This is a genomic window from Candidatus Abyssobacteria bacterium SURF_5, from assembly GCA_003598085.1.
In the GTDB taxonomy this organism is placed as follows: domain Bacteria; phylum Abyssobacteria; class SURF-5; order SURF-5; family SURF-5; genus SURF-5.
Genome location: QZKU01000004.1, coordinates 34,337 through 57,763, shown reverse-complemented (window position 1 = coordinate 57,763; position 23,427 = coordinate 34,337). Strand labels below are relative to the sequence as shown.

Genomic DNA, 23,427 nt, shown 5'->3' with positions numbered 1-23,427 from the left:
CGAGATGGAGGAATCTGGCAGTAGTAAGCTTTTTCCGAGAGCATACTTGCCGAGTACAGATTTGCCACATTTCGGACCGGTTCCCGCCGTGGCTGCTCACCCCGGTGTTCTGCTCGCGTCCATAGTGGACTGAGCGCCCTCCTCACCTCCGGGCCGCCAAGGCGGTGGTCCTGTCGGAGGTGGATAATGAAAAACGTTTTGCTCGTCCCCGAGTTGCGCGAGCTGCTTGCCGAGGGGAACGCTGAGAGCCTTCGCGAATTTTGCGGAGCAACGCATCCTGCCTTTATCGCCGAATTCCTCAGCGGCCTTACCACCGAGGAAATCCATCAAATCCTGTCGTATGCGGACCGGCGTGCGCGGGCGGAAATCTTCAGTTATCTTGACAGCGAGATTCAGCTAGCGTTGGCGTCCTCGCTGCAGCGTCCCGAGCTCGTGGAACTCATTTCCAACATGTCGCACGACGAGCGGGTGGACCTGATTAAACGGATGCCGGAAGCCGAAACGCAGATCATCATGCCGGCTATTGCGCAGGTCGAACGCGAGGACATAAGAAAACTTGCGTCGTACCCGGAAGGCACTGCAGGAGCGGTGATGACTTCCGATTATGCGACCCTCTCACCCGATCTGACGGTCGAGGAGGCCATCCGCAAGCTTCGGCTCGAGGCGCCCGACAAGGAAACCATTTACTATGCTTACGTCGTCGACGATCAGAGAAGGCTTATCGGCTTCGTATCGCTGAAAGACCTTATTCTTGCTCGCTCCTTCAAACGGGTAGGCGAGGTGATGCATTCCGACGTCATTTCGGCCCGCCTCGATGAGGATCAGGAAGAGGTCGCGCGGAAAATTGAGAAGTACGACCTGCTCGCAATCCCGATCATCAATGGCGGCGGCGCGCTCGTAGGCATCGTCACTCATGACGATGCCATGGACATCATCCGCGAAGAGCAGACCGAAGACATCGAGAAATTCATGGGGTTGACGGGCGAGGTGCAGGACGAGAATTATCTGGCCGTGCCCGCAACTGCGCATTTCAGGCGGCGCGCCTTCTGGGCGGTTACGCTCGCCCTGCTCGGGCTTATTTCGGGCGCCGTTCTGGAAATGTTCGAGGACACGCTCACCTCTGTCTTCATCCTTGCCTTTTATCTGCCCATGCTGATCGGCACCGGCGGCAATACCGGCTCGCAGGCGGCGACCGTGGTCGTTCGAGCGCTCGCCCTGCGGCAGATACGTCCCGGCAACATTTTCGAGGTCGTCTGGAAAGAGCTGCGCGTGAGCCTGATGCTCAGCATGGCTCTCATATTGGTTGCCCTCATCCGGGTCTTCCTTTTCTCGCCTGCCCCCGGTCCGACCACGGGCGGCTTCTCACTCATCGAAATCAGCACCGTCGTGGCGCTTGCACTGGGTCTGCAGGTCATATCGGCCACTCTAATCGGAGCATTGCTGCCGATTCTCGCCTCAAAGGCAAAGATCGATCCCGCTGTTGTGGCCAGCCCCGCTCTTGCGACTTCCGTCGATATAACCGGCATGCTCATCTACTTCGGCCTCGCCAAACTGATGTTGGGTATCTGAGAGTATTGCCCAGCGGATGAAATCACCTGCACGGTTTTGGTATAATTTCCAGCAAGGAGGCTGCTTCCGGCTTCCAGACATCAGCCTGCTTTTAAATCGTATCCGATCGGAGGACCGAATCCATGACTGACCTGAAAATATGGGGACCCTCGGCGGCATTGAGCGGCCGGATCAAGAGGCTGCGGGACGAGTATTTCGATTGGGAAAACCGGTCATTCCGGAATGAAGTCCTCCCGTACACTACGGGCGCACCGCATGATATCGTGTATCGCCGGCATGAGGACTATGTGGTGCCGGAAGTTGTCCCCTTTATGAAGGCTTTGGAAAATAGCCTGCTCGCTCTGGCCCAGCCGGTAAACCTTCCAATTAACTTCTGGGATGAGCCGCTCATCGTGCGCCGGGCACTGTTCTTTGCGCAGGCGTTGCGGCAGATTCCTGTCGACATCCTTGAAGGCGAGTTGATCGTGGGAGGCCGCTTCAATACCGCTCTCTCCAATTGTCTGAACGAGCGGGAAACCGAGGAATATCTTGAGATTGACCGGCGCGAATCGCAAAAAACGGAGTGGCTGATCCGTCACGGCGTCAGCAATTGCGGCCCGGTACCCTCGCACATTATTCAGGATTTCCCGAAGGTGCTGAACATTGGTTTTGCCGGAATCCAGGAGGAGGCCCGGCAAAGGCTGTCTAAAGAAAGCGACGACTCGCGTCGGGCGTTTTATCGGGCGGTGATCATATGTTGCGATGCGGTTCGCGAATTCTCCGTGCGATACGCTCAGCTTGCGCGCGAGCAGGCCGAGCGCGAGCGCGCATATGAACGGAAATTGGAATTGCTCGAGATCTCTCGCATTTGCGAGCGCGTGCCTTATTATCCCGCGGAGGGATTTTACGAGGCCCTCCAGTCGGTCTGGTTCACTCATATGATCGACATGATCGCTGAAAGCTATCCCGGCGCCGGCCTCTCATATGGCAGATTCGATCAATACCTTTATCCCTATTATCAACGCGACGTCGAAACGGGCAAACTCTCGCGCGAGCAGGCGAAGGAGATCCTCGAGTGCTTCTGGATCAAGCATAATTACGCCTATGACCGCTTTTACCTGGGGGGCCGCCACGGCATTAATTCCGGGTTCGGCCAACTTATCACACTCGGCGGCTGCGGAAAAAATGGTGAAGATGTCACCAACGAATTAACTTATCTCGTGCTCGATGTCATCGATGAGATGAATATGCTCGAGCCCAAACGCTCGATCCGCCTGCACAAGGGGACGCCCCCACGACTGATGCGCCGCGTTTGCGAAATGATCGCGAGCGCCCAGGGCGCGCCGTTTCTCCTGAACTTCGACAAGACGAGTATCCTTGCGCTCGAAAAAGAGGGCATATCTCGAGAGGAGGCCCTCGATTACGGCATTGTCGGCTGCATCGAGAATACTTCCCACGGCAACGATCTCTCCGGCACGGTTGACGTCAACGTCAACCTCGCAAAGGCGGTCGAGTTGGCGCTGAATGATGGCAAATGCATGATCACCGGCGATCAGATCGGACGCGCAACCGGCGATCCTGTCTCTTTTGACACATACGAGCAGTTCCTCGAAGCCGTGAAGAGGCAACTGAAGGATATCCTCCTGCAGACGATTCAAGTGTATAACGCGTGGGACGCCCAGCGGGCGAGGTTCCTGCCGGTCCCATATCTCTCTTCCCATATCGGCGGCTGCATGGAGAACGGGAAAGACGTTCGCGCCGGCGGCGCCAAATACAACTTCATCACCATCGAGGGGTGCAGCATCTCGACGCTGGCGGATTCCGTCGCCGCAGTCAAGAAACTGGCATTTGATGAGAGGCTTCTCCCGATGGCCGATCTGGTCGCCGCGCTGAAGGCTGATTTCGCGGGCTACGAATCAGTCCGGCAGATGCTGATCAACCGCGCGCCCAAATTCGGGAACGATGATGACTATGTAGATGCCATTGGGCGCGAGCTTTCACGGTTCTGGTCGGAGGAAACCGCCAAACACGCGTCGCCAGCCACCGGCAGGCGCTATACAGCCGGTTATCTTTCCTGGAATTATTTCATTTCGTTTGCCGAGCACACCGCCGCAACGCCCGATGGCCGTCATAAGGGCGAGCACCTCTCCAACGCCGTGGCGCCGGTACAGGGACGCGATATGCTCGGGCCAACGGCCGCCATCAAATCCGTCACCCGCTACGGCTTCGACGTCAACCCGCGCGGCGCCTCATACACAATCACATTAAATCCTTCAGTACTCGCTGGCGAAGCTCAGCTCGACCGCCTCGCTGCGCTGTTGCGCGCTTACGAGGACCTTGGCGGTACTTCGATCCAAATCAACGTGATTGACAAGGAAACTCTTTTGGCGGCGCAGGCCGACCCGCAGAAATACAGTAATCTGCTGGTGCGCGTCACCGGTTATAACGCATACTTTGTCACGCTCGGGCGAGGGATGCAGGACGAAATTATCGCACGAACATCGCACGGGAACATATGATTTAAGACAAAATCAACCACCAAGGCACCAAGACACAAAGGCAAGAAAAAAGGTAATCGACGCTTTGTGTGAATGAATTCTTCTTGGTGTCTTAGTGACTTGGTGGTTAGTTCTTTAGTTGATATTCTGAACTTCCCGGTGAATATGATATTTCTTGTCTAATTGGGAGAAATCGAGATGGCAAAGATGCCTGCGCCCGTAATCGAGAAATTCGCGGACACCGAAGCGGCGAAATTCATGGCTACCGTGGATGGGGACGGGATGCCGAACGTCGTGCCCATCCTCTCGGTCATGCCGTTCGGAGATGAGATGCTGGTGTTCGTCGATATCATGATGAACAAAACAAAGCACAACCTTCTTGCTAACAGGAAGGTCGCCGTGTCCGTTCTCACCAAGGACGGGGTGGCCTATCAGGTGAAAGGCACCTTCGAGGAGTTCCAGACCTCCGGCCCGATGTTCGAGATGTTCGCCTCGCACCCGCTCTTGAAGTATAATGCGTATTCCGGGCCGCGCGGCATCGGGACTATCCGCGTTGACTCCGTGTTCACGGCCTGTCCGCCCCTGCCGGGGAAAAGGATTTGCTAGGCTTTCAGGAATGGCGCCTCTGTTGCGATACAAGTTATTGATATGACAGTGCTTGGCAACGGCATAGATATCATTGAAATAGAACGGATCGAGCGGGCAATCGCGCGGCAGAAGGAGAAGTTTCTCGAAAGGGTGTACACGCAAGAGGAGATCGACTTCTGCATGAAGAAGGCGCGGCCGGCCATGCATTTTGCCGCCAGGTTCGCCGCCAAAGAAGCGGTGGCCAAGGCGTTGGGAACCGGCTTGAGTAGAGGCGTCAGAATGCGCGACATTGAAGTTGCACCCGCTGCGGCAGGTCCTCCCAAGGTCAGGCTGTATGGCGGAGCCGCGAAGATATACGATGCTCTGGGAGGCAAAAAGATTCTTCTTTCCCTTTCCCATTCAAGGGAACAAGCCATAGCCCACGCGATTATTTCTTGACTGGCCGGACAGACAAAATCACTTGACAACGACTAACGGAGTTTATATAATCAGCCTTGCCGCCGGCTCACCCTGTTGCTTCGGTGGCAAGGGCGTCATCTGCTTTCGAGGGCAGAGGTTCACGTGGCGCACTGTTTGCGTCTTTTTCCCGAGCTTGAAAGAGGCGCGCGAGGGCACCCCTTTGTGAACGACCGCAAGGCCCGCCACGAATACGTTGAAGTTTCGCCTTTGCGGCCGCGGATATGGAACAAGTTAACCGAGCAGCGCGTTGATGAATTCGCTCTGTCGGTGTGCGATCCGGTTGAGGAGATCAACATCTTAAGGAAATGCTCCGCGATCGATTCGATGGTGGTTGGGCGGAGGAACTGAAGGTGTTTTTCGAGTCATGTCGCGGACACGCCGGCATCGGCAGAGGCCAAGGTTCTATTAGAACCGACTGGAGAACTCAAAGAAGAGCGGAGGCGTCGTGAACGAATTGAAATTTGTCCACCTGAACGTCGAGAACAAGATAGCGAAGCTCACTGTTGATCACCCGCCCGCGAACGCGCTTAGTGGTCCCGTCCTTTCCGATATCAGTAATGCAATCGACTCGATCGCGAACGATCCGTCGGTAAAAGTTGTGATCATCACCGGGCAGGGTCGTTTTTTTATAGCCGGCGCCGATATCAATCAATTGGATAAGATTCAAAATGCCGCCGAGGGCGAGGCGCTCGCCGTTAACGGGCAGCGGGTATTGGACAAGATCGAACAGCTTGCGAAGCCGGTGATCTGCGCGGTGAACGGGATGGCGCTTGGCGGCGGCTGTGAGCTGGCGATGGCGTGTCATATTCGCATTGCGGCCGATGTCGCCAAGTTCGGACAGCCGGAAATCAATCTGGGAATCATTCCAGGGTTTGGCGGCACGCAGCGGCTCGCGCGAATCATTGGTCCGAGCAGAGCAACCGAGTTGATTCTTACCGGCGACATGATATCGGCCGAGGAAGCGTTGCGGTTGGGACTCGTGAATGCAGTGGCGCCGGCCGCGGAACTCGAGGAGAGTGTGCGGAAACTGGCGGAAAAAATCGCCTCGAAAAGCATGCCCGCAATTGGGGCGGCTCTTCGGGCGATTGGCGGCGGGCTGGACGTGCCTCTGGCGGACGGGCTGGCGCTCGAGGCAAATATTTTTGGTGAAATCTGCGAGACCGCTGATAAGAAGGAAGGTCTCCGCGCTTTCCTGGAGAAGCGCAAGGCAAATTTTCTGGATAGGTGAAAACCAGGCTTTCCGCGTGCAGTAAAGCATAAAGGAGGATGCTCATGAAAATCGTTGTCTTGGTGAAACAGGTTCCGGACACGGAAACAAAAGTCCAAGTGAAACCTGGTGAAACGGCTATCAGCACGGATGGTGTTACGTACGTTATCAATCCATACGACGAGTTCGCCATTGAAGAAGCCCTACGGATCAAAGAGGCAAAAGGCGGCGAAGTGACTCTTATTTCACTCGGATGGGACAAGGCGGCCGAAGCGCTGCGGACCGGACTGGCAATGGGCGCCGACAAGGCGGTCCACCTGAACGATCCCGCTTTTCTCGGCGGCGATGCGCACGCGACCGCGGTCGCTCTGGCCAAGGCGGTCAAAAAGATGGAATGCGACCTGCTTCTGTGCGGCAAGCAGGGCATAGATTATGATAATCATCAGGTGGGCGTCCGGGTGGCCGAGCTGTTGGGTGTTCCGCACGTTGCGGTGGTGACCAAGCTCGAGCTGCAGGACGGCAAAGCGGTTGCACATCGCGAGATCGAAGGCGGATCGGAAGTCGTCGAGGTCCCTCTGCCGGCGGTTATCACCTGCCAAAAAGGGCTGAACGAACCGCGCTACGCCTCGCTCAAGGGAATCATGCAGGCGAAGAAGAAACCGCTTGCGGCGCAGAAACCGGCCGATATCGATGCCTCCGCGGGCGAAGTCGGAAAAGCGGGGGCGAAACTTGAGGTAGTGAGCATGTCGATGCCTCCGGACAGGCCGGCCGGCCGCATTGTCCCGGGAGAGCCCGAGGATGCGGCGAAAGAAGTCGTGAAGCTTCTCAGGAATGAGGCAAAAGTAATCTGAACATGAACCGCCGGGTTTTTATACTGATCGTAAGGAGAAGAAAAGATGAGCGGAATATGGGTTTTTGCTGAATTGCGCGACGGCAAAATCATAAAAGTCGTCAATGAAATGCTTAATGCCGGCAAGGGGATCAGCGCGAAATTGGGCGAGAACGTGGCCGCTGTGCTGCTTGGCTCCGGTGTCGAGTCTCTTGCCAAAGACCTTGCCGGAATGGGCGCGAAAACGGTGTACCTCGCCGACGACGCGAAGCTGAAGGCATATACACCCGATGCGTATGCCAAAGTGGTCGTAGACCTTGTCAAACAGCATCAGCCGTCGGTCCTGCTTTTTGGGAATTCGGCGGTCGGGAAAGATCTCGCGCCTACCGTCGCGGCGAAGCTGGGTGTCGGTTTGGCTTCCGACTGCACCGGCGTCGAAGTCAACGACCAGAAAAAGCTGGTATTCACGCGCCCGGTCTATTCGGCCAAAGCCGTTATCAAAGTCTTTTGCAGGGACAACCCGCAGATGGCTACAATCCGGCCGAACGTGCTCCCGCCCGGTGAACTGGATGCGGGCGCCAGCCCGGAAGTGGCGAAGGCGCCGGTTGCGCTCTCGGACTCGGATATCCGGACAATCGTGCGCGATGTCGTTAAGAGCGCGGGCGGAAAAATAGAACTGACCGAGGCCAATGTGATCGTGGCCGGCGGGCGCGGCATGAAAGGCCCGGACGAGTTCAAAATCATCGAAGAACTGGCGAATGTTCTTGGGGCGGCGGTCGGCGCCTCACGCGCGGCAGTCGATGCCGGCTGGCGTGACCATCATGACCAGGTCGGCCAGACGGGAAAAGTAGTGAACCCGTCGCTGTACATCGCCTGCGGTATCTCGGGATCGATCCAGCACCTTGCCGGCATGAAGACCTCGAAGGTCATCGTCGCCGTCAATAAGGACCCCGAGGCCCCGATTTTCAAGGTGGCCAACTACGGCATCGTCGGCGACCTGTTCAAGGTCGTCCCGATCATGACCCGGGAATTCAAGAGCATGCTCGCGCAGTAAGACACCAAGAGCCGTTTCGGGGCCGGATCATCTCTGATCCGGCCCCGTTTTCTGTCCAAGGAGAAAGTCAATGTACAACGTGCTTCAACCGATCGACATCAACCAGTTGCGGTTGCCGAACCGGTTCATTCGTTCAGCCACTTACGAAGGATTGGCCACGGCTAAGGGAATGGCGACGGATGAACTGGCGCGGCTGTACGGAGAACTCGGCGCGGGGAGCCTGGGCCTTATTGTCGTCGGCTATGCCGCCGTCCAACCCAATGGCATAGGCGGTCCCGGAATGCTCGGCATCTGGTCGGATGAACACATCGCAGGCTTTGCGCGGCTGACACAGGCGGTCCATGAAAGCGGAGGGCTGGTTTGCGCTCAAATCGTGCATTGCGGGCGCCAAGCTTTTCCCGAGTTGATCGAAGGCCCGCCGGTGGGTCCCTCGGCAGTGCCGACGAAAAAGTTCGGCGCGACTCCTCGCGAGCTGACCCAACCGGAAATACAGAGGCTTGTGCTCGATTTTGGCGCGGCGGCCGCTCGCGCGAAGAAGGCCGGTTTTGACGCGGTCCAAATTCATTGCGCGCATGGATACCTTCTCAACCAGTTTCTCGCCCGGAATTCAAACAGGCGAACCGACGGGTACGGTGGCGATTTACCGGCGAGGGCACGAATCCTCTTTGAGACTTACGAGGAGATACGGCGCTCGGTCGGCGCCGGCTATCCTGTTCTTATCAAGCTTAATTGCAGGGACTTTGTCGAGGATGGTCTCGAACTCGATGAATCGATGTGGGTGGCGCGCAGATTGTCCGAAATGGGAATGGATGCAATCGAGATCAGCGGCGGCATCTGGGATACCACTCTCGAAGAAGGAAAATCGATCCAAAAGGGGATACCGCGGAAACGGCCGGAAGCATACTTTCTCCAGTATGCGCAACAGTTCGCCGGCGCTCTTTCTGTTCCCGTCATCACCGTCGGTGGAATCAGGTCTGTCGAAACGGCTGAATCGATTGTGGCCGAAGGTAAAGCAGCTATGGTCTCGCTTTGCCGGCCGCTGATTTGCGAGCCCCACCTGGTCAAGCGCTGGCTCGAGGGCGACCGCGCCCCCGCTCAGTGCGTCTCCTGCAACCGCTGCCTTGCCCTCACCGCCTCAAGAGGTTTGCAGTGTTTTAAGAAGAAGCCGGCTTCAGCGACAGCGGAAAGAGGATAACTTCTTCAGAACAATCCCCTTTCCCCGTTTCCGCCGCCTCTTTTGTTAAAGATATCTGTGAATTTCCCTCTTTCAGTATATTGTCGAAGAACGTTTTGTGTGATAAACTGATCTCGCGAGTGTTAATTTCTTTTGAGTTTCACGCGCGAAAGACGGATCACGACAGACCGACCTCCACACGGTCTGACTCCTTCAACTCCACCCGCAGGGCGCCGGCTCTTCCGGCGCCTTCATTTCATACAGTCTTCGAGTTCTTCTTGCAAATTGACAAATTAACTTGCTGATGATATAGTCCATCGCGCAAGGCAATTGAATGATTTTCAAAAGAACGTGGTCAATTCCAGAAAAATGGCGATGACTGCCATTGTTCTGGAGGCATCCCGAATGGCGGTTTGACAAGGAGTTCGGCACAAACTGAAGGAGGATTGAGAATGGGCACGCGGTTATCAGTTGCAGTGGGAATGATGCTGTTGGTATTGTCTTCGGCAACAAATGTTTTTGCACAGCTCTACGGCGAGGGGGTTGAGATTTACAAGGAACGGTCGGGCGTTTCGGTGGTTTATGACGGCGGGATCAACATAAGTGTAGAGGGAGAAGGCATCACCAGCCTCTTGCTCACGCATCCGAAGCTGGGGGCGCCGGTGACCATTTTGCAGAATACCGCGGGATTCGACGAAATTGAGTTTGACCGCGGCGAGGAATGGACAGCCTTCACCAAGCTCATCCCGAACGGGTCATATCAGCTCACGATCAAGTTGGGCGCACTAACCGTTAATCATCCTTTTGTAGTCGATTACAGCCTGATGCCTGCGGTTCCCACCATCACGAGCCCCACGGACGGCCAGGTATTGCCTGAGCCATCGTTGGTCGTCACCTGGAACAGTCCTCCGCCCGGGGTCGACGCCATCTACGTCAGTGTCGAATCGGATAATGGCGGCTGTGACTTTGAGAGTGGTTATTTGCCGCCCGGTTCCACCTATTACATAGTCCCCAGCAGTATTCTTGAACCGGGGCGCTCTTACGGGGTTGACGTGGAATTTACAAGGGGCGGAAACGGAGTCCTGTACTTCTCAGATCATGAAGTCGAATTCAGCATCGCTCCGTGATGGATGCGGAGGAATCATTTATCACTGGCAAGGGCGGGGCCGGCTCACCTAAGAGTCAAGCCGGCCTTTTGCTTTGATACCGAGTCTTTTGAGTAACAGTTCCATCGGACAAAAGCCGGTCAACGCGGATTGCGCCAGGTTCGCCGCGACAAATGCGGTAAAGATGAACCAGTAGCGGCTCACCAGCAGGCCGAGCGCCAAGCTGATCAAAATGAAGCAGCCGGCGATCAATCGGATCCAGTTTTCGAGATACATATGACTTCTCCGTTGCCGTGCTATGATGCCCTTCCGGTCGACCCGAAGACATCCATGTAATGCTCGACAACGGAGCGGATGGCATCCTGCGTTGCATACTGGAGCTGGAAAAAATGTTTGAGGTCGGGATCAGCAAGCTGGGCCCGGGTCGCCGCGAGCGCCGCATCGGCAAGATGCGTGTAGATGTTCACTTTGCTGATGCCGCGCCGGATGGATTCTCGAAAATCGGAGTCGCTGATGCCCGAGCCGCCGTGCAGGACGAGCGGCGTTTCTAACGCCATCCGGATCTCCGAGAGCCGCTCGAAATAGAGGTGCGGCTCGCCCTTGTAGTGGCCGTGCGCGGAACCGATCGCGACGGCTACCGCATCAACACCTGTCTCCTCGACATAACGCGCGGCTTCCTCAGGCTTGGTGAGCGTTGCCTTGACGCCCGAAATATCGCCATAATCCTCGCCCATGCCGACGTGTCCTATTTCGCCTTCAACACCCACGCCAGCCTTATGAGCCGCCTCGACAACCGCCCGCGTCCCCCGCACGTTTTCCTCAAATGGGAGCGCCGACGAATCCAACATCACATCCGTATAGCCGGCATCGATGCACTGCTGGCATTGATCGAGGCTGCGGCCATGATCGAGTGTGACCGCCACCGGGACGGCCGCCTCATTTGCCAGTTCCCGCAACATCGCCATGATCGCCCGCGGCGGAAGAAAGAGCGGACCGAGAATGAGCGGAGAATGCTTGTTGCCGGCGGCCTGCAGAATACCCATGAGACCATCCATGTTATGGAAGTTAAACTGGCCTACTGCGTATCCTTCCTTCTGAGCCGCCTTCAGAAGCGGAATCATCGAACTCAGCGCCATCGTTCACCTCTTGGCAATTTTGGATTTTAGATTTTGGAATGAAGCCTATCCTGCATGATGATCAGCAATTGACAGGAAATATTTTCTCTTTCCTCCGTGTTGATCGCGGGCTTTGCGCCGTCGCGGCTTTGCGCGAGACGATTCTTCTTGGCGTCTTGATGGTTAATGAATTTTCAAAAATTTCTCCACTTCTTCCCGCGTCGGAATACCGGTCCAGCCGGTTTGGGTGGCGCACATGATTGCGCCGGCGGCGTTGGCGAATTGAAGCGTTCGCTTGATCGGCCAGCCGCTGATGTGACCATACAGATACGCGCCGTGAAAAACGTCTCCGGCGCCGGTCGTATCGACCACCTCGACCGGGAAGCCTTTTGCATGTGCTACTTCAGAGTGCGTAACCGCGACGCTTCCCTCCGCCCCGAGTGTCACCACCGCGAGATCAAGTTTGTATTCATTCAACAGATACCTGCCTGCCTCGACCGGGTCTTCAGTTGCGCTCAGGCCGCAGGTAATTTCGCGCGCGGTGATGAAGATGTTCGTCATATGGAGCAATTCTTCGAGGCCCGGGTAAAGCGCATTTGCGTCGAGCGACACCGGTACGCCGGCTTTCTTTGCGATCTCGCAGGCAGCGAAAACCGCCGGGTTCGCAATATCAACGTGCAGCAACCGTGCCGATTGAATCGCCGCGCTGTCGATGACGTCGGCGGGAACGGTGAACGCGCAGCCCGGATAGAATGCGATCGAGCGCCGGCCGGTAAGGCTGTCAACCATCACAAAACTGAACGGTGAGCGTTCGTCCTCGATCAGGCGCACCGAGGTCATGTCGATGCCTTCGGCTTTCATTCCCTCCAAGGTGAAGCGCCCGTATTCGTCATCTCCGAGCATTCCCATGTATTTCGTTCTCATTCCAAGCCGCTGCAGCGCCGCGAGCGCTGTCGAGACGGTGCCGCCAAGATGCTTGCGGTAATCCAGCACGAGCACGTTCTCATCGATCTTTGGAATCGATGTTACGGTGATATTTACGTCCGAACAGGCGATCCCTACTCCGACAACATCAACTGGCATGCATTAACCCCCATGACTCATGGATTAGGAATAATTGCGCCTTCGGCGGCCGAGCGCGCCGAGGCGGCATACCGGGCCAGATATCCCTTCCTCACACGCTGCGCGGGAGATTTCCACTGTTTTGTCCGCTCAGCCATCTCTTCTTCGCTCACAAGCACATCGAGGCGGCGCGCCTCAACGTCAATTGAAATACGGTCGCCCGTCCGCACAAGCGCGATCGGCCCGCCATCGGCGGCCTCGGGCGAAAGATATCCGATGGACGGGCCGTTGCTGTAGCCGGAATATCTGCCGTCGGTGATCAGGTACACCTTCTCGCCCAGCCCGCTGAGCTCGAGCATCACGCGGAAATGCGCCATCTCGCGCATGCCGGGGCCGCCGCGAGGGCCCTCGTAGCGGATAATGATGACATCTCCCGCGCTGATTCCGCCCGAAAGCAGCGCCTGGGTAGCATCCTCCTCGGAATCAAAAACGTGAGCGGGTCCCTCAAATTTCCACAGTGATTCAGAGACGGCCACCTGTTTGATTACTGCGCCGCGCGGCGCAAGAGTTCCCTTGAGAACCGCTATGCCGCCATAATGATGAACCGGCCTGTCAAGCGGACGAATAACTTCGTCATCAAAGACTTCCGCATGCTGCAGATTTTCGCCGACTGTTTTGCCGGTCACCGTGACGGCGCCTTTTTGCAGGCTCGCCTCGAGCCGCTTCATCACGCCCGGGATTCCACCCGCTCGCTCCAAATCGGATAGAAAATACGGGCCGGACGGTTCAATGTTGCACAGGTGCGGCGTCCGGCGCGACATCTCGTCGAACATGTCCATGTCAATATGAATGCCTGCCTCATGCGCAATTGCCGGGATATGCAGAACCGTATTGAGCGAGCCGCCAATCGCCATGTTCACTCGCAGCATGTTCTCAAACGCGGCTTCGGTGAGAATCTTTGATGGTGTCAATCCTGCCTTCAACAGCTCCATGACGCGGACGCCCGCCTCAACCGCCAGGCGGTCCTTCTTCGCAGTAGTGGCGTGGGCGGTCCCGTCGCCCGGAAGTGACAATCCAACCGCTTCTGTCAGGCATGCCATTGTGTTGGCCGTGCCCATTCCCCAGCACGCACCCGCGCACGGATAGATGCACCGGGTCATTTCCTCAAGCTGTTCTTCCGAAAACTCGCCGCGCCCCCAGCGTCCGGCCACCTCCGGCATCGCGGAAACCGAGAAATTCAGGTCAAAGCGCGGCCAGTGACCGGGGAACATCGGCCCGCCGGCAACGAGGATGGCGGGAATATCAATCCGGGCCGCGGCCATCAACAGGCCGGGAATGATTTTGTCGCACGAGCCGATCAGCACCATCGCGTCAAAGGCGTGCGCGTGAATGTTGAGCTCGATCGAATCAGCAATTATCTCGCGGCTGGGCAAAACGTAGCGCATGCCGGCATGGCCGTTGGCAAGCCCATCGCACAGACTGATGGTGTTGAACTCCATCGGCATGCCGCCCGCCATCAGGACGCCCTCCTTCACCTTTTCCGCAAGCCGCCTCAGATGCATGTGCCCTGGGTGAATCTCATTCCATGTGTTGGCTACGGCGATGAGCGGCTTGTCCATCTGCTCCTTGGTGAAGCCTACCGTGTAGAGCAGCGCCCTTCGGAATCGACTGAGCGGGTCGGAACCGGTATAAATATGACTGCTGGTCTTCTTATCTTCCATCGCAACCTCCTTCATCGCAAATTGCTCCGAAACGAATATGCCTGTTTTCTTCTGTGGAAGAACCAATACCTCTGAGATGGATTTGCATGAAAATTTCACTCGTCAAGGCGTGCCGCCGCTCGGGCGCCCGGCGCAAAAATCTGTACGACCGCGATTCCAATCGTTACAAAGAACATGCCGAGCGCCATCGCCGGCGTTATCATTTCCCCGAGGAAAACCGCCGAAAAGATGCCGATCTGGATGATCATCGAATCCTGGAAAACAATTAACTCGAATGGGCCGAGCACCCTCATGGTGTGGTTGTAAAGCGCAAAACCGAACGCGGTATTTACCGTTGCCAGATACGCGAGCCACATCGCTTGCCATATGGTCGGGATGTAGGCGCCGTCATGAGCCAGCGCCGCGATCAGAAGAAGCGAGCTTCCCGCGAGCATGGATACAGCCGTCAGCCTGAGTGAAGAGACACGAGTATGGCTCAGGGTGCGATGCGTAAGAATGACGGCGAGCGCCCATGTTGAAGAAGAGATGACATTGAGTCCGATTCCGAGAAGGCGCACGCTCTGCAAGCGCAGCGGGAAGTATGAATACAGCCCGAGGAGAACAAGAGCCAACCCGCTGAGCTGGACCGGACGCGGGAGCCGTCTTTCCAGCGCAAGAGTAAAAAGGACGACCGCAATCGGCGCCCACGTCATGCTCACCAGACCGGAATCGGACGCAGTCAAAATCGAAAGCGCAATCATGTGGATGCCCTGGGCTCCATACATGAAGAGCCCGACGGCAGCAAGGACAGCCAAAAGAGAAAGGGAGGATTCTGCGCCAGCCACTTCATTCTCTTTCTGCCGAAGCCATCCATTGCCGCTGTTCAGCCAGAGAGCGGCCGCCAGGACGAGTGCTGCCGCAAAGTACCGATATCCTGCCAGCGTCAGAGGAGGCATTCCTTGATTCAGGAGAATCTTGTGGATGGGGAATGACGAAGACCACAGCAGCGTCACAACCAACATTTGCCCGAGCGCGGCCACGTGCAGCCGGCGTTGCCGCCTCTCAATTTCAAGATATCGCGTATGCATTCCTTGAACGAACAACCTCCTTCAAAACAGAGAGATTATAACATACTGCGGGGACTGAAGCGGTCGAATATTTTTGCCGAGCAGGGGAGTGTTAAGCCATCTGGGAGATTATAACTTGACACTCGCAATTACCAAAAAGGCGCGCCGGAGATCGATACAGCTTGAGAGCCAAAGATATCATGGGTGGCCCAGTGCGCGAGGTGCTTCTCACGCAGTTCCTCTTCCCGCACCAGACCCACAATTTGGGGGTCGCCGGAAGGCGATTGTGAATTAGATTCATAAAAAAAATGTTAATCAGTAAGTCCTTGATTTTCCGAAAGTTGCGCCCTTTTTCGAGGCGGAAGTCGAAATTTTGTGCTTGACAAAGCCACTGCCATGTGGTAATTTATGGGCAACGTACGCAGTAATACTGTTTACTTTGTAAATGATCGTGCAGCATGACCCCGATCACAAAAAATAAGCCAGCCCACAAGCAGAAGCTCCTCAAGATGCACGAGCTCTCCAGACTTACCGGCGTACCGCCCGGCACCATTCGGTATTATATCAACGAAGGCCTCCTTCCGAGGCCGCTCAAGACGCATCGCAACATGGCCTACTACGACCAGAGCTATGTGCAGCGTATCCGATTGATTCGTGAGCTGCAAGAGAAGCGTTACTTCCCCCTGAGCATCATCAAGCAAATTCTCGAGCAAGGCGAAAGCTCGATGGACACTCAGGAAATCAAGACGATTCTGGAACTCGAGGGAAGGCTTTTCAAGAATATCTCCACCCTGCCAAAGTTTGATCCACCCGACCTGAAAGCTCTGTGTGAGCTGACGGGTGTCTCGAAGGAAGAGGTGCTGGAGATGGAGCGGGTGGGCATCATCTGGCGCAAATTGGATGGCCGCTTTGACGAGGATTCGGTAAGGATTATCGAGATTCTGAGGAAGCTACGCGATGCCGGTTACACGGAGGAAGCGGGATTCAATTCCGAGTTCATCAAGATATATGTCGACCTGATCGAGGTTCTCGCGCGGCAGGAAGTGCGGTTCTTTTCGAAAACGGTAACCGGCAGGATGTCTCCCGATGAGATGGTGAATATGGCGGAGAACGGCATCAATCTGCTCAACACCCTAATCGGCTTGCTTCGCAAACGGATGATTTTAAAAATCGGCCGCGAGCTCGACCCTCAACGACAGCTATAGAGCTTAGACTCGCGCTTTGGCCGTCAAGGAGATGAGTGGTTATGGAAGCCGGCTCAACTGCTGGTGATAAAGTGAGAGCGATGTCAGAAGGGCTCAGCAGGCGCGAACTCTTGCACAAGAGCCTTTCGGTTATCGGTTGGGGCTCGCTTTTTGCTCTTTCCGGTGCGGGCGCCATCCAGACCGTTCGTTTCTTTTCTCCCACCGTAGTATTCCATCCCCCGAGCATATTTGAAATCGGCACTATAGATAATTTTTCGTCAGGCGCCGATCCCGACGCGTACGGCGTCGTTTTCGTGGAACCGCGGTGGAAGACGGAGCAACGGTTTTTTGTTATTCGCGAGGCCTCACGCATCTATGCGCTCTTTGCGCGCTGCACGCATCTGGGATGTACGGTCAACTGGTTTCCCGGTCTCGGCATCTACAAATGTCCCTGCCATGGAAGCCAGTTTTATTCAAACGGCGTCAATTTCGCCGGACCCGCTCCTCGTCCGCTCGACCGGCTGAAAATTTCTCAGAATACCCGCGGCAATCTCGTTGTCGACACGAGTCAGATTTTCACAATTGAAGAATTTGAAAAGCAGGAAGTATTCATTAAGGTATGATTGTTGCCGGAGGACGACCGGTCGTGGCGCGGAGACGTCAGGTTGCTTGTATCGGTGATTTGTGCACGGGATGTGCGGGCTCTCCCGTTTGCGCCATGTTCTGTCCGACCGACGGAGCTCTCGAACTTGTGGATGATGACAGCAGCTTCCTCTTCAAAAGGATGCGGGTCAACCCGGAAAAATGCATCGGATGCCGCAACTGTGTCACGCGCGGACCTCTCGGCGCCTATATTGAAGGATGTCCATGGAATGCCATCACTATGGTTCCTTTGAGTGACGGAGAGCCATGAAGGCGATCATCTTTGAAGAAATCAATCAAGTCGCCGTCGCAGATGTCGAAAAACCCTCAATCGAGCATCCCGATGACGCCATTGTAAAAGTAACTCTGTCCAGCATATGCGGGAGCGACATTCACATGATTCACGGCGCCGCTCCGATGATGCCGGGCACTATCCTCGGCCACGAATTTGTGGGTGTGGTGGAAGAATGCGGCGAGGGCATTGACGGATTTGCCCCCGGTGACCGCGTGGCGGTCGCGTGCACAGTGCAGTGCGGCAAGTGCGAGATGTGCCAAAAAGGGCTGGCGGCCAAATGCAAAAAAGGAGGCGTTTTTGGCTGTGGTCCTTTCCTTGGAAACTTCGACGGAGCGCAAGCCGAGTATATTCGCGTGCCTTACGCCCAACTTGGGATGCACAAGATTCCACCTTCGCTGTCGGACGAGCAAGTGTTGCTGGTGGGAGACATCCTTTCGACCGGATATTTCGGCGTCATTAACGGGAAAATCTGTCCGGGCGACAGCGTCGTTGTCTTCGGAGCCGGGCCGGTAGGCCTCTGCGCGATTGCATGCGCGACTTTATTCAGCCCCGCAAAATTGATCGCGGTCGACCCCATTCCCGGCCGTCTCAAAGTGGCCAGAGCCCTTGGAGCCACGCATACAATCGACCCGGGCAAAAAGGATGTTATTCATGAGATACAGGAACTAACGGGAGGCGCCCCGCGTGATATCCTGGAGCAGGTGAAAAGCCGATGCGGCGCCGATGTTGTAATCGAAGCCGTGGGGATAAAATCGACCTTTGACGCCTGTTTCCAGGCTGTCAGACCCGGCGGCAACGTGTCGATCATCGGCATTTTCGAGGATCCGCAGGAACTCATGATGCCGCAGCTCTCGATCAAGAACATCGGGGTCAGCATGGGGCTTGTCAATGTGGTTCACATGGACCGGCTCCTCAGGCTAATAGAAGCAGGCCTGCTGGACGCGACCCCCCTGATTACACACAGGATGTCATTGGAGGAGGGAGTCAAGGGTTACGAGATGTTCCAGAAACGTTCGGATGATGTGATCAAGATTGCCTTGACGCCTTGATCGGTTGGTCGCCCGGGGATGCGGCCGAAGCATTGGGTAAGGAGGTTCTTATGTCGGACTTCAGGTTCACGAGGCGCCGTTTTCTGCAGATAACCGGCACGACCGCGCTGGCGCTCTCGCTCGATTCACTCGGCTTCCTGGGAGGAACCGCGCACGCGACGGAGAAGGTGTTTCAAGAATGGAAGTACAGCGGCTGGGAAAAGCTGCATCGTGATGAGTGGAAATGGGACAAGGTGACTTACGGAACACACCTGGTGGATTGTTATCCCGGCAATTGCCTGTGGCGCGTATACACCAAAGACGGGATCGTGTGGCGCGAAGAACAAGCGGGAAAATATCCCGTTGTTGATGCGACCGGTCCTGATTGGAACCCGCGCGGCTGCCAGAAAGGCTGTTCTTACAGCAATATGATGTACAATCCCGACCGCGTCAAGTACCCCATGAAGCGAGTTGGCGAACGGGGCGAGGGAAAGTGGAAGCGGATATCATGGGATGAGGCGATCAACGAGGTGGCCACCCAGTTGGTTGACGCCATTCAGGCCAATGGAACCGAATCCATCGTGTACGAGCCGGGTCCTGGCAACGGAGGCTGGATTCATCTGATCACGATGTTCCGCTTTTTCAGCGGTCTCGGGGCAACGGAACTCGACCTGAACTCGACTATCGGCGACTTCAATAAAGGCGTGTACGAAACGTTCGGCAAATTCCAGTTCTGCGACTCTGTTGACGGCTGGTTTTTCGGGAAACTGCTGCTGATCTGGCATATGAACCCGGTGTACACGCGCATTCCCTCGTACCACTTCATTTCCGAGGCCCGCTACAACGGCTCGGAAGTGATCACCATAGCTCCCGACTATTCGCCATCGGCCGTACATGCCGACGAATGGATTCCTATCGAGTTTGGCGCCGATGCGGCTCTGGGACTGGCTCTTGCGCAGCAGCTTATTTCTCAGGGTAAATACGACAAGGCATTCATCAAGGAGCAAACGGACCTCGGAATGCTTGTCAGGTCGGACACCAAAAAGTTTCTCCGCGAAACCGACATGACCGGCAGCGGTTGGGAAGACCAGATGTATTTCTGGGATACCAAGACGAATGCGCCGGTGAAGGCGCCGCGCGAGACGCTTGCGCTCCCATGCGATCCCGCTCTTGAAGGCCGGTATACCGTCACTCTCAATAACGGGCAGAAGGTGGAAGTGCGGCCGGTCTTCGATCTCCTCAAAGAAGAATTGGAGAGAGATTACAAGCCGGAGCAGGTCTCGAAAATGACCGGCGTCAATGCCGATACCATCCGCGGCCTCGCGGAAAAAGCGTGGAGAGCACGCGGCCACGTGCAGGTGCTGGTGGGCTGGAATTCTTCCAAGTATTATCATGGCGATCTGATGGAGCGCGCCATGTGCCTGCTGCTGGCGCTGACGGGCAGCATCGGCAACAAGGGGAGCGGCATCCGCGGCTGGAGCGAATCGCTCTTTGACGGCGCGACCGCTCTCATGATCCGCGAACGGAGAGGGCTTAGTTCTCTGTGGCAGTTCGGCGAGTCGCGGGTGGATAAATTCATGCTGAAGGCGAAGGATCCGTCGTTGACTGACGAGATGATCCAGCGCGAAATGGAGCGAACGGCGGACCGAGAGCGCCTCGGAATGGTCCCGCCGGTTTTCCTTTACTACTACCATTCCGGCTATAAGGATACTTGGGACCGGAAGGACTGGCACTGCCCCACGATGAAACGCAGCTTCGCCGAGTACTTCAACGAGGCGGTCGCGAAAGGCTGGTGGGACGGGTTAATCAGACCGGCAAAAGATCAGAAACCGCTTGTTTACTGCTATCAGGGGACCAGCCCGGCGCGGAAAAACCGCGGCTGGCTGACCAATATCTACCCAAGTTTGTGGAAACAGTACAAGTTTATATTTGCCGTCGAGACACGCTGGAGCACGACCGCTCTCATGAGCGATATGATCTTGCCCGGCGCCGGATTCTATGAGAAAACCGACACGCGATTCCCGACCCCCCACGTCCCCTGGCTCACGCTGACGGAACGGGCGGTGAAACCATTCGGCGAGGGGAAAGAGGAATGGGAGGTCGGCCGCCTCCTGGCCGTCAAGGTGCAGGAAATCTGTGGAAAACGGGGAATCAAAGAGTTTAAGACCCGAACCGGCACCACGCTCGACATGACAAAGCTTGTGGAACGGCAGACGCTGCAGAGAAATTCCGCCGACGAAACGCTCGATGATGCGCTTCAACTGAGCGCGACGCTCGGTACTCTGCCCGAAGGCACAAACCTTCAGTCCCTCCGCAAGGACGGCATCGTTCGCTTCACGAGCGTCTCGAAGCTCGACGTCATCGCGATGCACCTCATGACCGATATTAAGCCGGACGAGCCGATCGTGCCGCTTACATATCATACCGGGCCAAAAAAGATACCGTATCCGACCTACAACCGGAGGATCACCTTCTATATCGATCACGACTGGTTCATCGAGGCAGGAGAACAGCTCCCGGTCCACAAGGACAACCCGAATATGGGCGGCAACTACCCGCTGCGCATGACCAGCGGCCACCAGCGGTGGAGCGTTCACTCGATCTGGATTACCGACGATGTGCTCGCTCGCACCCATCAGGGGCGACCATTCATGTTCATGAACACCGAGGACGCCAAAAAACGGGGGATTGAGGACGGCGACCTGGTTCGCGTTTTCAATGATTTCGATGATTTCAAGGTCCATGTCAAGGTCACTTCGGCTGCTCGCTCGCAAAACGATTTGCAGCCGGGGCAGGTGATCATTTACCATGCCTGGGAGCCGTACCAGTTCGAGAAGTGGAAGAGTTATGACGCGGCCATACCCGGTATGATAAAATGGCTGGACTTGGCGGCTGGATACGGTCACCTCAACTACTACCGGTGGAATTGGTGTACTCAACCTGTTGACCGGGCGGTGACGGTTGAGGTTCAAAAGGCATAGGAGCGGCATGTAACGAAGGGGGACACACATTATGGCTGAAAATGCGACGACAACTGCTGATAAGATCGTGGCGGCGAAGGTGACGGCCACCAAAGATGAATTGCTCAAGCTGGATTCGCCTGTATGGAAAAGCGCGAACGAATATGTTTTGGAAACGGCGGCCACTCCGCTCGCAAACCAGCCGTCTCCTTATATCAAGGCGACGCGCGATGAAAAGGACATCGGGAAAATACCGCAAGTAAGGCTTAAAACCCTCCATAACGGGAAAGAGATATTCTTCCGTTTGAACTGGAAAAGCGAAAACCAGAACCTCCAAATCGGCGATCTGGATACGTTTCCCGACGGAGTTTCGCTCCTCTTCCCAATGCGCGACGACATTGAGACGCCGATCAAAGAAATGGGAACCAAAGACGCTCCCACCAATTCCTGGTACTGGCGCGCCGACTTCGATAATAAGCCGAAGAATCAGATTGCTCAAGGTCTTTCCACCAGTCTGTACACCGAAAAAAGTTCCATTATGGCGAATTCCGGCTGGAAGAACGGCGAATGGACGGTCGTCATGAGCCGTGCTTTCACGGTTCCCGAGGACTCAATCAAACTGGCCGCCGGAATGAAAAAACAGATTGGTGTCGCCGCCTGGGAAGGAGCGGCCGGCGAGCGAGGCGGCGTAAAAGCCTTCTCAAAGGAATGGCGGGATATTCAGCTTGCATAATGGATGATTTGGCTTCAATCCTTCAGATAGAGGAGAATAAACATGGCAGTACTGGAACCGACACAGGAAGATAAGCAGCGACAAGAGGAACTTTCGAAGGAATTTCTGGCGATCAAGGATGAATTGCGCCGCACCAAGCGCCAGCTCGCCATGGTGATGGACCTCAACAAGTGCATCGGCTGTCAGCTCTGCAGCATGGCGTGCAAGAACACGTGGACGAAAAAAGAAGGCCGGGAGTACATGTGGTGGAACACCGTCAATACCATGCCCGGCAAAGGAACACCGAAGGATTTCGAGAAGAGCGGCGGCGGCTACAAAGTGCTTTTCGAGGGGCGCGTGCGCGAGCCTATCCGCGGCAAACTGCCTACTCGAAAGGAATTCGGAGACCTGTGGACCTTCAATCACGACGAGATCCTGAATACCAAATGGGGGCAAGTGACGCTGTCCGCCAAGAACAGCGATGGCACTACTCCAGAATGGTCAATGAACTGGGACGAAGATCAGGGCGCTGTCGGCATCAACTATCCCAACAGCTTCTTCTTCTATCTTCCCAGAATCTGCAACCACTGCACATATCCGCCGTGCATCGACGCCTGCCCCCGCCACGCAATTTATAAGCGCGAAGAGGACGGGATCGTGCTTATCGACCAGGATCGCTGCAAGGGATACCGCTTCTGCCTGGAGGCGTGCCCGTATAAGAAGATTTACTTCAACTTTGAGAAGTTGACCAGTCAAAAATGCATCTTCTGCTACCCGCGCATCGAGAAGGGCGTGGCCAATGCGTGCGTGCGCCAATGCACCGGACGCGTTCGTTTTGTCGATTATCTCGATAATGAACAGGGACCGATATACCAGCTCGTGAAGAAGTGGAAAGTGGCCCTGCCGCTGTTCCCGAAGTTCGGGACCGAACCGAACGTGTATTATGTGCCGCCGCTTGCTCCGCCCCGGCTCGACGATACGGGCAAAATCGATACCTCAAAGCCGCGCATCCCGCTGCGATATCTGGTGGACCTGTTCGGCCCGGAAGTCGAGCAGTCGCTGAAGCTGCTTCAGCAGGAAATGCAGAGAACGCGGGATGGAGAGAAATCGGAACTGATGGAAATCCTGATCGCGAAGCGGTGGGAAAAGATGTTCGGGCCGTTCAACAAGGACCCGATGAATTCGATGTACACATAAGC

The 23,427-nt window shown here is 56.0% G+C and carries 22 protein-coding genes; 17 read left to right on the top strand and 5 right to left on the bottom strand.

Annotated elements, in window-relative coordinates:
- The first annotated feature begins 186 nt into the window (after positions 1-186).
- The 10 genes from mgtE (at position 187) to C4520_00365 (ending at position 10,484) form a co-directional block, all read left to right on the top strand.
- The gene (gene mgtE, locus C4520_00410) at positions 187-1,569 is read left to right on the top strand and encodes a magnesium transporter (GenBank protein RJP26739.1); all 1,383 of its coding nucleotides are present in this window, start codon (positions 187-189) and stop codon (positions 1,567-1,569) included.
- Between the two features lie 122 nt (positions 1,570-1,691).
- Positions 1,692-4,067 carry a hypothetical protein gene (locus C4520_00405; protein RJP26738.1) on the top strand — a complete coding sequence of 792 codons (2,376 nt, stop codon included), beginning with the start codon at positions 1,692-1,694 and terminating at the stop codon, positions 4,065-4,067.
- Positions 4,068-4,244: 177 nt separating this feature from the next.
- Positions 4,245-4,652 carry a pyridoxamine 5'-phosphate oxidase family protein gene (locus C4520_00400; GenBank protein RJP26737.1) on the top strand — a complete coding sequence of 136 codons (408 nt, stop codon included), beginning with the start codon at positions 4,245-4,247 and terminating at the stop codon, positions 4,650-4,652.
- Positions 4,653-4,694: 42 nt separating this feature from the next.
- Positions 4,695-5,072, top strand: coding sequence for a holo-[acyl-carrier-protein] synthase (gene acpS / locus C4520_00395; protein RJP26736.1), 378 nt, complete (start codon positions 4,695-4,697; stop codon positions 5,070-5,072).
- 123 nt (positions 5,073-5,195) lie between these two features.
- On the top strand, positions 5,196-5,441 hold the full coding sequence (locus C4520_00390) for a hypothetical protein (GenBank protein ID RJP26735.1): 246 nt from the start codon (positions 5,196-5,198) through the stop codon (positions 5,439-5,441).
- A gap of 106 nt (positions 5,442-5,547) precedes the next feature.
- Positions 5,548-6,321: an enoyl-CoA hydratase gene (locus C4520_00385; protein RJP26748.1), complete on the top strand. Its 774-nt coding sequence runs from the start codon at positions 5,548-5,550 to the stop codon at positions 6,319-6,321.
- Between the two features lie 44 nt (positions 6,322-6,365).
- The gene (locus C4520_00380) at positions 6,366-7,151 is read left to right on the top strand and encodes an electron transfer flavoprotein beta subunit/FixA family protein (protein ID RJP26734.1); all 786 of its coding nucleotides are present in this window, start codon (positions 6,366-6,368) and stop codon (positions 7,149-7,151) included.
- 45 nt (positions 7,152-7,196) lie between these two features.
- Complete coding sequence (locus tag C4520_00375; protein RJP26733.1) at positions 7,197-8,183, top strand: electron transfer flavoprotein subunit alpha/FixB family protein; 987 nt, start codon at positions 7,197-7,199, stop codon at positions 8,181-8,183.
- Between the two features lie 70 nt (positions 8,184-8,253).
- On the top strand, positions 8,254-9,378 hold the full coding sequence (locus C4520_00370; GenBank protein RJP26732.1) for an NADH:flavin oxidoreductase: 1,125 nt from the start codon (positions 8,254-8,256) through the stop codon (positions 9,376-9,378).
- 431 nt (positions 9,379-9,809) lie between these two features.
- Positions 9,810-10,484, top strand: a complete 675-nt coding sequence (locus C4520_00365) for a hypothetical protein (GenBank protein RJP26731.1) — start codon at positions 9,810-9,812, stop codon at positions 10,482-10,484.
- Between the two features lie 48 nt (positions 10,485-10,532).
- On the opposite strand, the gene C4520_00360 is transcribed toward C4520_00365, so the two are convergent.
- The 5 genes from C4520_00360 to C4520_00340 all read right to left on the bottom strand — a co-directional run bounded on the left by C4520_00360 (position 10,533) and on the right by C4520_00340 (position 15,428).
- Positions 10,533-10,739: a DUF2892 domain-containing protein gene (locus C4520_00360; GenBank protein RJP26730.1), complete on the bottom strand. Its 207-nt coding sequence runs from the start codon at positions 10,737-10,739 to the stop codon at positions 10,533-10,535.
- Between the two features lie 20 nt (positions 10,740-10,759).
- The gene (locus C4520_00355; protein RJP26729.1) at positions 10,760-11,599 is read right to left on the bottom strand and encodes a class II fructose-bisphosphate aldolase; all 840 of its coding nucleotides are present in this window, start codon (positions 11,597-11,599) and stop codon (positions 10,760-10,762) included.
- 162 nt (positions 11,600-11,761) lie between these two features.
- On the bottom strand, positions 11,762-12,661 hold the full coding sequence (locus C4520_00350; GenBank protein RJP26728.1) for a carbohydrate kinase family protein: 900 nt from the start codon (positions 12,659-12,661) through the stop codon (positions 11,762-11,764).
- Between the two features lie 17 nt (positions 12,662-12,678).
- Entirely contained in the window at positions 12,679-14,361 is a 1,683-nt protein-coding gene (gene ilvD / locus C4520_00345; protein RJP26747.1) for a dihydroxy-acid dehydratase, read from the bottom strand.
- A gap of 95 nt (positions 14,362-14,456) precedes the next feature.
- Complete coding sequence (locus C4520_00340) at positions 14,457-15,428, bottom strand: DMT family transporter (protein ID RJP26727.1); 972 nt, start codon at positions 15,426-15,428, stop codon at positions 14,457-14,459.
- A 437-nt stretch (positions 15,429-15,865) separates the two neighbouring features.
- On the opposite strand from C4520_00340, the gene C4520_00335 reads away from it, so the two are divergent.
- Genes C4520_00335 through C4520_00305 form a run of 7 tightly spaced genes read left to right on the top strand, consistent with a single transcriptional unit; the run spans position 15,866 to position 23,425 of the window.
- Positions 15,866-16,612, top strand: coding sequence for a MerR family transcriptional regulator (locus tag C4520_00335; protein ID RJP26726.1), 747 nt, complete (start codon positions 15,866-15,868; stop codon positions 16,610-16,612).
- 41 nt (positions 16,613-16,653) lie between these two features.
- Positions 16,654-17,214, top strand: a complete 561-nt coding sequence (locus tag C4520_00330) for a Rieske (2Fe-2S) protein (protein ID RJP26725.1) — start codon at positions 16,654-16,656, stop codon at positions 17,212-17,214.
- Complete coding sequence (locus C4520_00325; GenBank protein RJP26724.1) at positions 17,211-17,504, top strand: 4Fe-4S dicluster domain-containing protein; 294 nt, start codon at positions 17,211-17,213, stop codon at positions 17,502-17,504. Before C4520_00330 ends, C4520_00325 begins: the two co-directional genes overlap by 4 nt.
- The gene (locus C4520_00320; GenBank protein RJP26723.1) at positions 17,501-18,577 is read left to right on the top strand and encodes an alcohol dehydrogenase; all 1,077 of its coding nucleotides are present in this window, start codon (positions 17,501-17,503) and stop codon (positions 18,575-18,577) included. Before C4520_00325 ends, C4520_00320 begins: the two co-directional genes overlap by 4 nt.
- A 50-nt stretch (positions 18,578-18,627) precedes the next feature.
- A complete protein-coding gene (locus tag C4520_00315) occupies positions 18,628-21,537 on the top strand; it encodes a hypothetical protein (protein ID RJP26722.1) in 2,910 nt (969 codons plus the stop codon).
- Positions 21,538-21,568: 31 nt separating this feature from the next.
- The gene (locus tag C4520_00310; GenBank protein ID RJP26721.1) at positions 21,569-22,249 is read left to right on the top strand and encodes a hypothetical protein; all 681 of its coding nucleotides are present in this window, start codon (positions 21,569-21,571) and stop codon (positions 22,247-22,249) included.
- Between the two features lie 42 nt (positions 22,250-22,291).
- Positions 22,292-23,425, top strand: coding sequence for a respiratory nitrate reductase subunit beta (locus C4520_00305; protein RJP26720.1), 1,134 nt, complete (start codon positions 22,292-22,294; stop codon positions 23,423-23,425).
- Positions 23,426-23,427 lie beyond the last annotated feature (2 nt).

What these genes read in the sequence shown, in the direction of transcription:
- acpS (RJP26736.1), top strand. Translation starts at nt 4,695, where the DNA reads ATGACAGTGCTTGGCAACGGCATAGATATCATTGAAATAGAACGGATC.
- C4520_00320 (RJP26723.1), top strand. Translation starts at nt 17,501, where the DNA reads ATGAAGGCGATCATCTTTGAAGAAATCAATCAAGTCGCCGTCGCAGAT.
- C4520_00380 (RJP26734.1), top strand. Translation starts at nt 6,366, where the DNA reads ATGAAAATCGTTGTCTTGGTGAAACAGGTTCCGGACACGGAAACAAAA.
- C4520_00375 (RJP26733.1), top strand. Translation starts at nt 7,197, where the DNA reads ATGAGCGGAATATGGGTTTTTGCTGAATTGCGCGACGGCAAAATCATA.
- mgtE (RJP26739.1), top strand. Translation starts at nt 187, where the DNA reads ATGAAAAACGTTTTGCTCGTCCCCGAGTTGCGCGAGCTGCTTGCCGAG.
- C4520_00350 (RJP26728.1), bottom strand. Translation starts at nt 12,661, where the DNA reads ATGCCAGTTGATGTTGTCGGAGTAGGGATCGCCTGTTCGGACGTAAAT.
- C4520_00360 (RJP26730.1), bottom strand. Translation starts at nt 10,739, where the DNA reads ATGTATCTCGAAAACTGGATCCGATTGATCGCCGGCTGCTTCATTTTG.
- C4520_00340 (RJP26727.1), bottom strand. Translation starts at nt 15,428, where the DNA reads ATGCATACGCGATATCTTGAAATTGAGAGGCGGCAACGCCGGCTGCAC.
- ilvD (RJP26747.1), bottom strand. Translation starts at nt 14,361, where the DNA reads ATGGAAGATAAGAAGACCAGCAGTCATATTTATACCGGTTCCGACCCG.
- C4520_00365 (RJP26731.1), top strand. Translation starts at nt 9,810, where the DNA reads ATGGGCACGCGGTTATCAGTTGCAGTGGGAATGATGCTGTTGGTATTG.
- C4520_00405 (RJP26738.1), top strand. Translation starts at nt 1,692, where the DNA reads ATGACTGACCTGAAAATATGGGGACCCTCGGCGGCATTGAGCGGCCGG.
- C4520_00370 (RJP26732.1), top strand. Translation starts at nt 8,254, where the DNA reads ATGTACAACGTGCTTCAACCGATCGACATCAACCAGTTGCGGTTGCCG.
- C4520_00330 (RJP26725.1), top strand. Translation starts at nt 16,654, where the DNA reads ATGGAAGCCGGCTCAACTGCTGGTGATAAAGTGAGAGCGATGTCAGAA.
- C4520_00305 (RJP26720.1), top strand. Translation starts at nt 22,292, where the DNA reads ATGGCAGTACTGGAACCGACACAGGAAGATAAGCAGCGACAAGAGGAA.
- C4520_00400 (RJP26737.1), top strand. Translation starts at nt 4,245, where the DNA reads ATGGCAAAGATGCCTGCGCCCGTAATCGAGAAATTCGCGGACACCGAA.
- C4520_00310 (RJP26721.1), top strand. Translation starts at nt 21,569, where the DNA reads ATGGCTGAAAATGCGACGACAACTGCTGATAAGATCGTGGCGGCGAAG.
- C4520_00315 (RJP26722.1), top strand. Translation starts at nt 18,628, where the DNA reads ATGTCGGACTTCAGGTTCACGAGGCGCCGTTTTCTGCAGATAACCGGC.
- C4520_00325 (RJP26724.1), top strand. Translation starts at nt 17,211, where the DNA reads ATGATTGTTGCCGGAGGACGACCGGTCGTGGCGCGGAGACGTCAGGTT.
- C4520_00355 (RJP26729.1), bottom strand. Translation starts at nt 11,599, where the DNA reads ATGGCGCTGAGTTCGATGATTCCGCTTCTGAAGGCGGCTCAGAAGGAA.
- C4520_00335 (RJP26726.1), top strand. Translation starts at nt 15,866, where the DNA reads ATGACCCCGATCACAAAAAATAAGCCAGCCCACAAGCAGAAGCTCCTC.